The following is a 12,975-nucleotide window of genomic DNA, read 5'->3' as shown; positions in this document are numbered from 1 at the left end:
ATTGGCCCACTTGGACCCCGTGATCCGGCCGGCCCGCTCGGCGCCGCTCAGTGCCCGCGGGCGATCCACTCCTCGAGATGCGGGGCTTCGGCGGCGATGGTGGTGGAATCGCCGTGGCCGGTCAGCACGGTGGTGTCCGGGGGGAGCGTGAGGAGGCGGTCCCTGACCGAGCGGATGATGGTCGGGAAGTCCGAGAACGACCGGCCCGTCGCGCCCGGTCCGCCCGCGAAGAGCGTGTCTCCGGTGAAGACCGTCCCCAGTTCCGGTGCGTACAGGCTGATGGAGCCGGGGGTGTGACCGGGAGTGTGGAGGACCTGGAGCTCGGTCCCGGCGACGGTGATCCGCCGCATGTCGCCGAGGTAGGCGAGGGGGAACTCGGGCTGGCTCTGCGACCACAGGAAGCGGTCGTCGAGGTGGAGGAAGACCGAGGCGCCCGTCGACTCGGCCAGCGGAACGGCCGCGTTGATGTGGTCGTTGTGCGCGTGCGTGCACACCACGGCGGTCAGCCGCCGGTCGCCGACGGCCGACCGGATCGCGTCGGCGTCATGGGCGGCGTCGACGACGAGGACCTCATCGTCGTCGCCGACGATCCAGACGTTGTTGTCGACGTCCCAGGATCCGCCGTCCAGACTGAAGGTCCCCGAGGTCACGACCTGTTCGATGCGGGCGCCCATTCAGAACACCACCACGGAACGCAGGACGTCGCCCGACTGCATCCTGGCGAACGCCTCTTCCACCTCGTTCAGGGCGATGGTCTCGCTGACGAACGCGTCCAGGTCGAGGCGCCCCTGCTGGTACAGGTCGATGAGCATCGGGAAGTCGCGGGACGGCAGGCAGTCTCCGTACCAGGACGACTTGAGGGCTCCGCCGCGTCCGAAGACGTCCAGGAGCGGCAGCTCGATGGTGACGCCGGGCTCGGGCACACCCACCAGCACGACGACGCCGGCCAGGTCGCGGGCGTCGAACGCCTGCCGGTAGGTCTCGGGACGGCCGACCGCGTCGATCACGACATCGGCTCCGAACCCGTCCGTCAGGGCGCGGATTCCCGCGACGGGGTCGCCGGTACGGGAGTTGAGTGTGTGCGTGGCGCCGAAGGAGGTGGCGAGCTCCAGCTTCCGGTCGTCGATGTCGACGGCGATGATGCGTCCGGCGCCGGCCAGCCGGGCACCGGCGATGGCGGCGTTCCCGACCCCGCCGCAGCCGATCACCGCGACGCTCTGGCCGCGGCTCACCGGCGCCGTGTTGAGGGCGGCGCCCAGGCCCGCCATCAGCCCGCAGCCCAGGAGGCCCGCCGCCTCGGGCCGCACCTTGGGCACCTTGGTGCACTGCCCGGCGGCGACCAGGGCCTTCTCCGCGAAGGCGCCGATGCCGAGGGCGGGGCTGAGCGGCGTGCCGTCCGCCAGCCGCATCTTCTGGGTGGCGTTGTGGGTGTCGAAGCAGTACCAGGGCTGGCCCCGGCGGCAGGCACGGCACCGTCCGCACACCGCGCGCCAGTTGAGGATGACGAAGTCCCCGGGCTCGACGTCCTCGACGTCGGGTCCGACGGACTCGACGACACCGGCGGCCTCGTGGCCGAGCAGGAAGGGGAACTCGTCGTTGATGGCGCCTTCCCGGTAGTGCAGGTCCGTGTGGCACACACCGCACGCCAGCACCTTCACCAGGGCTTCTCCCGGACCCGGGTCGGGCACCAGGATCGTCTCCACGGACACGGGCCGGCCTCGGTGGCGTGCGACGACGCCCTGGACTTCGTGGGTCATGTGTGCGTTTTCCCTTGTGCTGGTGGACGTGTACCGGTGTCCTGTTCATCCTCCTGCCTCCACCGCGCGGGCCGCACCCACCGTTCGGGGCACCTCACCCACCCGTTCGGGTAGGTGTGCGGGCTACCATCCGCGCATGCCTTCCTCTTTGCCCCCTGGTGACCCGGCTGTCGTGGCCGAACGGGTAGGCGCGGTGGCGACCGCGCCCTTGCACCTGATCGCCGCACGCCTGCACGAGGTGATCGGGGAGGCGCTTCCGCACCGGGCGCTGGCGGTGTTCACGGAGGACTGCACCGGCCGGCCGCAGAAGAAGGCCGGCGATCCGGCCGTCACCGAACGCATCTCGATCGCGGAACTCGAAGCGGTCCGCCGCCAGGTCCTGACCGGACGCCTGCCCTGCTCCGCCGTCATCGCCGGGACGGAACACGCCGTCCGCGTGTACGACGCGCCGACCGGGGCGATCCTCGTGCTCTGCGAGCCCGGTGAGCCGCGCGTCCCGGGGGCCGGGGCATTCGTCCGCGCGGTGTGGGCGACGGCCGCGACGAGGATCCGGCAGCAGGTCGTCGAGGCCCGCCCCGACTATCTGCGCGAGTCACGTGCCGCGTCCAGCGAGAGACTGCGGGTCACCGCCGAGATGAGCGCACGGCACGAGGCGGACCTGGAAACGCTGCTGGCCCCTTGCGCGGCCGTGACCTGGACGACGCGCGGGCCCGGACCCTGGCCACCGATCTGGCGGCCGCCGCGCTGGTCCGGCTCCGGGCGGGCAACGATCTCGTGGCGTCACTGGCCGAGGAGCCGGTCGCCGTGGCCTTCGGGCGGCTTCGCGAGGACCTGCGTCCCCTCGGCCGCGACGGCAGCATCCAGGTCCAGCTCGTCGACCCGCCCTCCGACGGGCGGCCGCTGCCGGGCGAGATCGCTCATGCCGCCCGGGCCATCGTGCACAGCACGGTCCTGCTGATGCGGGAACAGGCGAACGTCACCCGCGTCCGGGTCGAATGGAACTGCGACGGCACCCACCTGCTGGTCTCGGTGCGCGACGACGGGCCCGGCACACTCGACCCGGGGCGTCCGGCGCTGCGGCGGCTGACGGCACGCGCCTCCGCGCTGGGCGGGTCCCTCGCGGTGAGGGCCGTCGACACCTGGGGCTCCGAGGTCGACGCCCGCATCCCGCTCGACCCACCGGACACCTCGGACACCGCCGCGCTGATGTGGGACCTCGGAGCCCGCGAGGCCGAGGTGCTGCAGCTCCTCGTCGCCGGACGCCGCAACCGCCAGATCGCGACGGAACTCGGCATCAGCGAGAACACCGTCAAGTTCCACACCAGCCGGCTCTACCGCAAGCTCGGCGTCAGCTCGCGCGCGGCCGCCGCCGCCATCGCCGCCGACGCGGGCCTCAACCTCCTGGCGGGCCCGGCGGCGCAGGGGGTGCGGGGGTGAGAAAAGACGGCTGGAGCGGCGCAACTGCCGCATGACGAAGCCGACTTCCGTCGCCAGTCGATTACCCGGGGTGCCGAGGCTGCCGCGGGCCGGCGTTCACCGCATACCGTGCTCGCCGGACGGAGCGAACGGTCCGGGCGCGCATGGCGGATGCTGCCGACGTGACGCGGTGCGGGCCGGGCGAGGCTGCTCTGCGCGACGCGGCCTCGCCCAGCCCGCGCGCAGGCACGGCGCGTTGTCGATCCGGCGGAGGTGTCCGTCCGGGCGACTGACCAGGGCAGGCCCTCGTCAGTCCAGCGGCGTGTGATTCACCCACGCGACCTTGTACGGGTGCCTGGCCTGCCAGTGGTGGATGACCTCCTCGGCGCCGGGGGCCGCGAAGGCGGCGGCGAGGGCCTCCTGGTCGGCGACGCCGAACCGCAGGACGGCCGTCGCGATCAGCGCGGGGATGGCCTCCTCGCCGGGCACGGGGATGTGGCGCCTGGCCGAGGAGCTCTGGACGTGTCCGGAGTCGAGCATCACCTTTTCGATGTCCTGGAGGAATCGGTCGAGCTCGGTGTCCGGGATGGGCTCGTCGAAGGCGACGAGCATCGTGTGCTGAATCATGGGGTCATCGAAACAGCGGTCGGGGAGTCGCGTCCAAGATCCGTTGGGCCATGACCGATAACCTGGAGGCATGGCCGAGCTGGAGACGCGGGAGATCGAGTACGTCGTCGCGGTTGCCGAGGAGCTGCACTTCGGCCGGGCCGCGCAGCGACTGCGCATCGCCCAGCCCGCGTTGTCGAAGGCGGTGCGGCGCGTGGAGAAGCGGCTCGGCGTCCCCTTGTTCGTGCGGTCCAGCCGGCAGGTGACGCTCACCCCGGCGGGCGAGGCACTGCTGCGCCACGGCCGCCACGCCCTGGACGCGGTGAGCGTCGCCGCGGACCGTGCCCGGCGGGCCGGTGACGCGGGAGGGCGGTTGCGGCTCGTCCTCAAACCCGGGGGCGACGCGGGTCTGTTGTCCGCGATCCTCGCCGCCTACGCCACACAGCCCGACGCCCGCCGGGTGGAGATCCTCTTCAGCGGTCCCGCCGACCGCGTGGACCACCTGCGGGCCGGGCGGGCCGATGTCGCGCTGCTGTACGTGCCGTTCGATCCCCTCGACGGGCTCGCGCACGAGACCCTCTGCGTCGAGGAACGCGTCGCGGTCCTGCCCGCGGGCCATGCGCTGGCCTCCCGGCCCGCGCTGCGGCTGGCGGACCTGGAGCACGAGACGTTGCCGCGGTGGCAGGGCGTCCCCGACGAGGTCGCGGGGGATTGGGGTGCGGACGCCGGGCCGCAGGTCGCGGACATCGCCCAGTTGTACTCGCTGGTCGCCGTCGGGCGGGTGGTCGCCGTGCTGCCGCGTTCGCTGGTGTACCCCGCACCGGCGGGTGTGGTGTGCGTTCCCCTTTCCGACGCGCCGAAGAGCCGGATCGTCGTGGCGTGGCCGCCGCACGACGAGGCGTCTCCGCTGGTGGGCTCGTTCGTGACGGCGGCGCTCGCGGTCGGCCGGGAGCTCCGCGGCGCCGACGGCTCCGCGTGACGGGTGGACGCTCCCGCCGGTCACTCCACGCGTGGTGGTGCGTGTGATGCCGGAGCAGCGACTTCAGACAGGAGCAGACAGGGCTAGACAGGACTGGACAGGTGTGTATACCGTCGCGCCATGACAGCCGCCGTACCCGCCAAGCACCAGCGCATCGTCGCGACGCTCGCTGAGGAGATCCGTGCCGGACGGCTGCCCGAGGGCAGCCGGCTTCCCGGAGAGCACGCACTGACCGAGCGGTTCGCGGTCAGCCGGACCACCGTCCGGCAGGCGCTGCGGGCACTGAGTGAACAGGGCCTGATCGCCACCCGGGCCGGGATCGGTTCCGTCGTCACCTTCGACGGTGCCCCGCTGGACGACCCCCGCGGGTGGGCGGCCGCCCTCGCCGGTCGTGGGATCCGGCTGACCACCCGTACCCTCCGCCTGGAGGCCGGACCCGACCCCGCTCTCGCGGCGCGGCTCGGGCTGGACCCGGCGGCGCGGTTCCTGCACCTGGATCGCGTGCGGACGCTGCCCGACGGACTCGGCGTCTCGCTGGAACTCAGCCGCTCCCGGCTGGTCCCCGAACTCGCCGAGGTGCCGCGAACGGGGCTGGTGGAGGACTCGCTGCGCCGCACGCTGACCGCCGCCGGGCTGTTCGAGGCGGGCGGACGGCAGAGCGCCGAGGTCGCCCCGCTGCCCGCGGCGGAGGCGCGGAGCCTGGGACGGGCCGAGGGGGAGGTCTTCCTCAAGGTCGAGCGCACCAGCAGGGACGCGGAGGAGCGCCTTGTGGAGCACGTCACCAGCTGGCTGGCGCCGGAACATTTCCGTCTCGAGCTCACCTTCTGACCAGCAGCGGCACCAAGCACATCACGGACGACACAGAAGACATCACATGAACCACCTTCGTGACCGCGCGCTCGGCGCGCTCTACGGCCTCGCGCTCGGCGACGCGCTCGGGATGCCCACCCAGATCATGTCCCGCTCGGCCATCGCCCGCCGGTACGGCCGGGTGACCGGCTTCGAACCGGGCCCGCCCGAGAATCCGGTCGCCGCCGGGCTCCCGGCCGGCAGCGTCACCGACGACACCGAACAGGCCGTGCTGCTGGGCCGTCTTCTCGTCGAGGGCGACGGCAGCATCGACCCGCACCTGCTGGCCGAGCGGCTGCTCGGCTGGGAGGCGGAGATGAAGGCCCGCGGCTCCTTCGACCTGCTCGGGCCGTCGACCAAGGCCGCGCTCGAAGCCGTCGCCGCCGGCACCCCCATCGAGGAAGCCGCCAGGACCGGCACCACCAACGGAGCCGCCATGCGGGTCACGCCTGTGGGGATCGCCTTCCCGGTCGGACACGGTGGCGACGTCGCCGGCTTCGTGGACCACGTCCTGGAATCCTGCCAGGTCACCCACGCGACGACGATCGGCGTCGCCGGCGCCGCAGCGGTCGCGGCGGCGGTGAGCACGGGCGTCTCCGGCCTCGGCCTCCACGCGGCGCTGGACGCCGCCGTGGCCGCCGCCCGGGAGGGCGTCACCCGCGGCAACTGGATCGCGGGGGGCGACATCGCCACCCGGATCGTGTGGGCCCGTGAGGTCGTCGCCGGAGTGCCCGACGAACGGGCGGTCGATCTGATCAGCGAGCTGATCGGCACGAGCGTGGCCAGCCAGGAATCCATCCCCGCGGCCTTCGCGGTGCTCGCTCTGGCCGGGGACGATCCCTGGCGCTGCGGCCTGCTGGCGGCCAACCTCGGCGGCGACAGCGACACCATCGCCGCCATCGCCTGCGCGATCGCGGGGTCCGTGGCCGGCATTGAGGCGCTTCCCGCGGACGCGGTGGCCACCCTCGACCGGGTCAACGCGGCCCTCGAACTCCGCGCGCTGGCCGAGCGGCTCCTCGCACTCCGCGACCGTTCCGAGCCCGCCGACCGCGCCGACCGTTCCGAGCCGGCCGGCGATGCCGTCGACGCCGTCGATGCAGTGAACGCCGACTCCGCCGAACCCGCCGAACCCGCCGAACCCGCCGAGCCCGCCGAACCCGCCGAGCCCGCCGATCACGGCGCCCCCGGCCGCCCCACCGGTCGCTGAGACCACATCCGACCGACCACCAGGAGGCACACGTGAGCGACTCAACGGTGAGCGCCACCCCGCAGCAGACGGCACCGGACAAGGTCGGCGCCGTCGAAAGCCGCGGTATCGAACCCGTACCCGACGTGGAACGCCACGGCCGGGCCGGGCAGATGTTCTGGACGTGGTTCGCGGCCAACATCAGCATTCTCGGACTGCCGCTCGGCGCCACCCTCGTGGCGTTCCACGGCTTGAACTTCTGGCAGTCGGCCCTGGTGGCGACGGTGGGCTCGGCCGGTTCCTTCGCGATCGTCGGCGCGCTGAGCATCGCCGGCAAGCGCGGCGGAGCGCCGGCCATGACCCTGTCCCGGGCCGTCTTCGGCGCGCGAGGAAACCTCGGCCCCACGCTGATCACCTGGATCAGCCGGGTCGGCTGGGAGACCATCAACACCACCACGGCCGCCTACGCGCTGCTCGCCCTGCTGGCGGCGGCCTTCGGTTGGCGGCAGAACGACGTCCTCACCGTGATCTGCCTGCTGGTCTTCATCTGCTGCACGCTGCTGATCAGCGGGCTCGGACACGCCACCATCATGTGGATCAACCGCTGGGCGACGTACGTCTTCGGGGTGCTCAACCTGGTGGTGATGGGCTTCCTCATCGACACCGTCGACTGGCACAAGGTGTCGAGCGCCGGCGCCGGTTCGGTCAGCGCGATGATCGGCGGAGCCGGGGTGATCGCCGCCGGCACGGGCATCGGCTGGGCCAACGCCGGTGCGGACTACGCCCGTTACCTGCCCCGGAAGATACCCGGGGGACGTCTGGTGATCGCCTCCGCGACCGGGGCCGGCATCCCGCTGGTGCTGCTGATCTCGCTGGGCGCGCTCCTCACCGCCGGGGACCCGGGGCTGGCCACGGCCTCCGACCCGATCGCCGCCATCCACGCCATGCTCCCGAGCTGGATGGCCGTCCCGTATCTGATCGCCGCCTTCGGCGGCCTGCTCCTCTCCAACCATCTGTCGGTGTACTCGGCGGGACTGACGCTGGTGACGCTGGGCATCAAGACGAAGCGGACCATCGCCGTCGGCATCGACGTGGTCGTCACCCTCGCGGGCGGTATCTACTTCATGCTCATCGCGGGCAGCTTCTACGGTCCCTTCACCACGTTCCTGACCATCCTCGCGGTGCCGATCACCGCGTGGGTCGGCGTGTTCGGCACCGACACCGCGCTGGGCCGCCGGTACGACCCGGCAGCGCTGCTGCAGACCCGGCCCGGCAGCCGCTACTGGTACCGGGGCGGCCTGAACTGGCCCGCGGTGGTGTCGTGGGCGGTCGCCATCGTGGTCGGCCTGATGCTGACCGAGGTCGAGACGAGCCCCACCGACGTGTGGTTCTCGGGACCCTGGTCCCACTCGTGGCTGGGCACCAGCGGACTCGGCTGGGCGGTCACGTTCGTCGTGGCGGCCGGGCTGTACCTGGTACTGCGCAAGCTGTCGCCCCGGTCGCGTGCGGCGGAACGCCCGGAGGGCGCCGAGACCGGCACCGGCGGTCATGACGACCTGACCGCTCTGGGGACCCCGGTCAGGAGCGGGTCATGAGCCGCACGCTGTATCTGGCCGGCGGCGTTCTCGTCGACCTCGTGATGCGCGTGCCCCGGCTGCCCGCGCGCGGCGGCGACCTGTTCGCCGAGGGCGCCGAGTTCACCCCGGGCGGCGGGTTCAACGTCCTCACCGCCGCGCGCCGGCTCGGACTGCCCGCCGTGTACGCCGGCGCCCACGGCACCGGGCCGTTCGGCGACCGGGCGCGGGAGGGCCTCGCCCGGGAGGCCGTGGGCGTGCTGCTGCCGCCCGCCCCCGACGAGGACACCGGCTTCTGCGTCGCCCTGGTCGAGACGTCGGAGCGCACCTTCGTCACCGCGAACGGGGCCGAGGGCCGGCTGGACGAAGCGGACATCGCGGTGCTGCTCGAACGACTGCGGCCGGGGGACTTCGTGCACGTCTCCGGCTACGGCCTCGCCGGGCGGGGAACCTCGGACGCCCTCACCGCGCTGGTACGGGCGCTGCCCGCGGACGTCCTGCTGAGCTTCGATCCGGGACCGCTGGCCGACGGCATCCCGGCCGAGGCGCTGCGCACGGTGCTGGCCCGCGCCGACTGGCTCAGCTGCAACCGGCGTGAGGCCGGTCTGCTGACCGGCCTCACGGAGCCCGCGGCGGCGGCCGCCGACGTGTCGGCCGCGCTCCGGGCCCGAACGGCGGCCGGGCTGGTGGTGCGTGGCGACGCGGACGGCTGCTGGGTCACCCCCGCGGGCCAGGACCGCGCGGCCCACGCGGCGGGCCGCCGGGTCGAGGCCGTCGATCCCAACGGCGCCGGGGACGCCCACCTGGGCGCGTTCCTGGCCTCGCTCGCCGAGGGCGCCGCGCCCCTCGCGGCCGCGGCCCGGGCCAACGCGGCCGCCGCGTACGCCGTCACACGGCGCGGGCCGGCCACCGGCCCCACCCGTGCCGAACTGGCCGCTTTCGAGCGCTCGGCACCACCCTCGTCCTGAGCTCGGGGCTCGGCGGTTTCGGCGCGACGGCCGCAGCGGCCCGGCGCGCAACGCCTGGCCGGGCCGTGCGGTGTCAGCTGGGCTGGGCCGTCGGCATGATGAAGACCTGCGGGAGGTTGACCCGCAGCGGCAGGGAGGCGATGAAGCCCACCGTCTGCGCGATGTCGTCCGGCACCAGCCAGTCGATGGTCTCCTTCGACCCCTCCAGCCAGGCGCGGGCGCCGACGTCGGTGACGTGTTCCTGCAGCTCCGTGCCCACGATCCCGGGCTCGATCGCGGAGACCCGCACCCGCTTCGGGCCCAGCTCGACCCGGAGGTGCTTCGACAGGTGCGAGACGAACGCCTTCGTGGCGGCGTAGACGGCGAAGGTGGGGTAGAGGTTCTGCGCGGCGCTCGACGAGGTGTTGATCAGGTCGGCCACGCCGCGCTCGCCGGCGGACCGGACCAGCTGCGGGGTGAACGCGCCGATGACGTTCATCAGCCCGGAGACGTTCAGGTCGATCTGGCGCTGCCACTGGTCGGCACGCAGCTCCTCGACGGGCGCGGGCAGCATGACGCCCGCGTTGTTGAAGAGCAGGTCCGCGCCGCCCAGTTCCGCCTCGACACGGTCGGCCGCGGCCCGCACCGCGGCGGCGTCGGTCACGTCGACGGCGATCGCCACGGCGGTGCCGCCGTTCTTGGCGATGCGGGCGACCAGCTCGTCCAGCCGGTCCGCGCGCCGCGCCAGCACGGCGACCTTCGCGCCGAGCGACGCCAGGTGCTCGGCCGACGCCTCGCCGATGCCGCTGGAGGCGCCGGTGATGACGGCCACCCGGCCGTCCAGGGGCTTGGCGGCGGCCGTGGCAGAGGTCTCGGTGGTCATGGGGTGACACCTTCCGGAAGAAGCGTGGGTAGGGAGGGGGCCCCGGGCGTCCGCCGCGTCGGCCCCTGGCTTCAAGCAGAGCACCGCCCGACTGGCCCCGACGGCCCGGAGGTGGCCCTGGCCAGGCAGGTACCGGCAGGGCCACCCAGCCACGTCCCGGCGCCCGGTGCGGCTCCGGAGCCGTCCGGCCGGTCACGGGGCGCCGGGACGGGTGCGGCTCTGAAACGTTGCCGGTAAGGGGCCGGTGAAGGTCCTGGCCGACGCTGCGGTGCGGGCGGCGCCGGGCGCCCCCGGTGATCGGAGGACGCCCGCTCTCGGTCCGTCGCCCCCAGTTCGGCGGGCGCGATCCACGGCGTGGAACTGCGGAAACGCGAGCAACCAGCCTCTGGTGACGCCCTTTTGGAGAGATCCTGGTTGAACCGTTGATTCAACCCGAGGGCGTGGCTAGCCTCGCCGGAGCGGCGATTGAAACGTACCAATCACCAGCCTCCGGGACTGAGGGAGATGATGACGATGTCCAGACATCGCACGCGCAAGACCGCGCTGACGGTGGCCATCGGCGCGGCACTGGCCGCGATCCTGCCGGTGGGCCCGGCCGCGCCCTCGGCGGTCGCGGCGGCTCCCGCGACGCACCCGTCCGGGCCTTGGACGGACAGCACCTACCAGCCCCGGCCCGGTGACTGGCGGCCCTACGTGCTGGCCCCGGCCGGCCATGTGGTCACGCCGGTCTCGGTCCTGTCCGCCGATCCGCGGGGCGGCGCCGTCCAGGGCGACCCGAAGGCCGCGCTGGGCGGGTCCGCCACGCCGGTGCGGCTGGTCAGCGACGGAGACCGCACCCAGTCGCCGCTGCTCACCCTGGACTTCGGCAAGGAGGTGGGCGGGAAGATCGCGGTCCACCTCGCCGGCGCCTCGACGACGCCGCCCACGCTGCACGTCTGCTTCAGCGAGTCCCGGCAGTTCGCGGCCACCACACCGCAGGCCAACAGCGGTGAGGCCGGGTACGCGCCCGGCTGCGACACGGCGAACATCTGGACCGGCTACCCCGGCGTCACCTACGGCTACGACGCCGACAGCCACACCCTGTCCCTTGACCCCTCGAAGCTGCCCGGCTCCGTGACGGACCGTCAGATACGCGGCGGCTTCCGCTACGCGACGCTCTTCCTGGACGGTCCCGGTTGGGTCGACGTGGACGGCGTCTCACTGGACTTCGACGCCGTGCCGAAGCAGGCGGACCCGGCCGGCTACCAGGGCTGGTTCCTGTCGAGCGACAACGAGCTCAACAAGATCTGGTACGCCGGCGCGTACACCGTGCAGATGGACACCTGGATGTCGGACACGGCCAAGAGCTGGCCGTACGCGGCGGGGGAGCCCGACCACGCCGACTCCCAAGTGCCGTACGCCGACCCGGACCAGGAGGTCATCTTCGACGGCGCCAAGCGCGACCGGATCGTCTGGCAGGGCGACCTCGCGATCCAGGCCCCCGTCACCTACCTGAGCACCGGCGACCTGGCGGCGGTCGACAACTCGCTGTCCTCCCTGTCGGCCCAGCAGCTCTCCGACGGCTACGTACCCGCCGAGAGCCTCGTCGGCCGGCACAACGAGGACGAGATCCGCACGTACGGCGAGTACGTGACCTGGTTCGTCCACAACCACTACGAGCACTGGCTCTACACCGGCGACCGCGCCTACCTCGACAGGTGGTGGCCCTCGCTGACCAAGGCCATGACCTGGCTGGAGTCGGTCCGCGGCCAGGACCCGCAGGGCCTGATCGCGTTCGCCGCCTCCGGGTCGTGCGGCCACTACGGCTACAGCGACTGCGGCCACGAGACGTACGTCAACGCCCTTTACGCCCGGAACCTCGACGAGATGGCCGAGCTGGCCAGGGCCCGTGGCGCGGCGCCGGACGCGGCCACGTACGCCGCACGCTCCATGGCGCTGAAGCAGGCGATCAACGATCAGCTGTGGGACGCCACCACCGGCGCCTACCGGCTCTCCCGTGAGACGCCCGGCGTGTACCCGCAGGACGCCAACGCCACCGCGGTGCTGGCCGGCGTCGCCGACGCGGGCCAGGCACAGCGCGCCATGGACTACCTCCACCGGAACAACTGGAGCGGCTACGGCTCCCTCACGGTCTCGCCCAGCGCCCCCAAGTCCGCGATCGGGCCGATGTACGAGCCGCTGCCCAGCGGCTTCGAGGCCAGTGCCCGCCTCGCGGTGCCGGACTCCACCGGGGACACGCAGGCGAGCGGCCTGCAGCTGATGCGCACCTTCTGGGGTTACATGCTCTCCAAGGATCCGGGCAGCACCTGGTGGGAGAAGGCCGACGCCGCCGGCGACCCGGGGATCAGCCAGTTCACCAGCCTCGCCCACGGCTGGGCCTCCGGCCCCACCGTCACCCTGACCGACCAGGTGCTCGGTGTGACGCCGACCGGAGCGGGCTTCGCCGGCTACGCGGTCGTGCCGCACCCGGCCGGTCTGACCTGGGCGCAGGGGAGTGTGCCCACGCCGCACGGCGCCATCGCCGTCTCCTGGCAGGCGCTCCCCCAGGGGTTCCAGCTCCACGCGACAACCCCGTCCGGCACGTCGGGCCGGCTCGCCGTCCCGACTCGGGGCAAGAGGGTGAGTGTCCGTCTGGACGGACGCCTGGTCTGGGACGGCTCGCACGCGGTCGGCGGGGCGCACGTCACCAGCGACGGCCAGTACGTGTACATGGACGGCGTGCGGGCCGGCCACCACGTCGCGCACGCGCAGAACCTGTAGTCCACGGCCCGGGACCCC

General features: G+C 72.9%; 10 protein-coding genes and 1 pseudogene. 7 read left to right on the top strand and 4 right to left on the bottom strand.

All coding sequences use genetic code 11. From position 1 onward, the window contains the following. Nucleotides 1-47: 47 nt before the first annotated feature. Together K7862_RS01550 and K7862_RS01545 are read right to left on the bottom strand one after the other, a co-directional pair. Complete coding sequence (locus tag K7862_RS01550) at nucleotides 48-674, bottom strand: MBL fold metallo-hydrolase (RefSeq protein WP_222959582.1); 627 nt, start codon at nucleotides 672-674, stop codon at nucleotides 48-50. Continuing rightward, on the bottom strand, nucleotides 675-1,757 hold the full coding sequence (locus K7862_RS01545) for an S-(hydroxymethyl)mycothiol dehydrogenase (protein ID WP_222959581.1): 1,083 nt from the start codon (nucleotides 1,755-1,757) through the stop codon (nucleotides 675-677). A gap of 678 nt (nucleotides 1,758-2,435) precedes the next feature. On the opposite strand from K7862_RS01545, the gene K7862_RS37230 reads away from it, so the two are divergent. After that, nucleotides 2,436-3,194, top strand: a complete 759-nt coding sequence (locus K7862_RS37230) for a helix-turn-helix transcriptional regulator (RefSeq protein ID WP_262412466.1) — start codon at nucleotides 2,436-2,438, stop codon at nucleotides 3,192-3,194. Nucleotides 3,195-3,482: 288 nt separating this feature from the next. Here K7862_RS37230 and K7862_RS01535 read toward each other — a convergent pair whose 3' ends face one another. After that, the gene (locus K7862_RS01535; protein WP_222959580.1) at nucleotides 3,483-3,800 is read right to left on the bottom strand and encodes a hypothetical protein; all 318 of its coding nucleotides are present in this window, start codon (nucleotides 3,798-3,800) and stop codon (nucleotides 3,483-3,485) included. 70 nt (nucleotides 3,801-3,870) lie between these two features. Between K7862_RS01535 and K7862_RS01530 the strand changes: the two genes are divergently transcribed. From K7862_RS01530 to K7862_RS01510, 5 genes and pseudogenes are all read left to right on the top strand, one after another. Next, nucleotides 3,871-4,758, top strand: a complete 888-nt coding sequence (locus tag K7862_RS01530) for a LysR family transcriptional regulator (RefSeq protein ID WP_222959579.1) — start codon at nucleotides 3,871-3,873, stop codon at nucleotides 4,756-4,758. Between the two features lie 120 nt (nucleotides 4,759-4,878). Continuing rightward, the gene (locus K7862_RS01525) at nucleotides 4,879-5,586 is read left to right on the top strand and encodes a GntR family transcriptional regulator (protein WP_222959578.1); all 708 of its coding nucleotides are present in this window, start codon (nucleotides 4,879-4,881) and stop codon (nucleotides 5,584-5,586) included. A 46-nt stretch (nucleotides 5,587-5,632) separates the two neighbouring features. Further along, nucleotides 5,633-6,634 (top strand): annotated as a pseudogene (locus K7862_RS01520) (ADP-ribosylglycohydrolase family protein); the annotation flags it as partial. A 212-nt stretch (nucleotides 6,635-6,846) separates the two neighbouring features. After that, nucleotides 6,847-8,388, top strand: a complete 1,542-nt coding sequence (locus K7862_RS01515; protein WP_308011786.1) for a purine-cytosine permease family protein — start codon at nucleotides 6,847-6,849, stop codon at nucleotides 8,386-8,388. Further along, nucleotides 8,385-9,335 carry a PfkB family carbohydrate kinase gene (locus K7862_RS01510; protein WP_222959576.1) on the top strand — a complete coding sequence of 317 codons (951 nt, stop codon included), beginning with the start codon at nucleotides 8,385-8,387 and terminating at the stop codon, nucleotides 9,333-9,335. Before K7862_RS01515 ends, K7862_RS01510 begins: the two co-directional genes overlap by 4 nt. A gap of 73 nt (nucleotides 9,336-9,408) precedes the next feature. On the opposite strand, the gene K7862_RS01505 is transcribed toward K7862_RS01510, so the two are convergent. After that, nucleotides 9,409-10,197 (bottom strand): SDR family oxidoreductase, encoded by a 789-nt coding sequence (locus K7862_RS01505; protein WP_222959575.1) that lies wholly within the window; start codon nucleotides 10,195-10,197, stop codon nucleotides 9,409-9,411. Between the two features lie 513 nt (nucleotides 10,198-10,710). Here K7862_RS01505 and K7862_RS01500 point away from each other — a divergent pair. Next, nucleotides 10,711-12,957: an alpha-L-rhamnosidase-related protein gene (locus K7862_RS01500; RefSeq protein ID WP_222959574.1), complete on the top strand. Its 2,247-nt coding sequence runs from the start codon at nucleotides 10,711-10,713 to the stop codon at nucleotides 12,955-12,957. Nucleotides 12,958-12,975 lie beyond the last annotated feature (18 nt).

It is taken from the genome of Actinacidiphila acidipaludis (genome assembly GCF_019890725.1).
Taxonomy (GTDB): Bacteria; Actinomycetota; Actinomycetes; order Streptomycetales; family Streptomycetaceae; genus Actinacidiphila; species Actinacidiphila acidipaludis.
The sequence above is the reverse complement of the archived record's forward strand: the minus strand, read 5'-3'. Positions and strand labels throughout refer to the sequence as shown.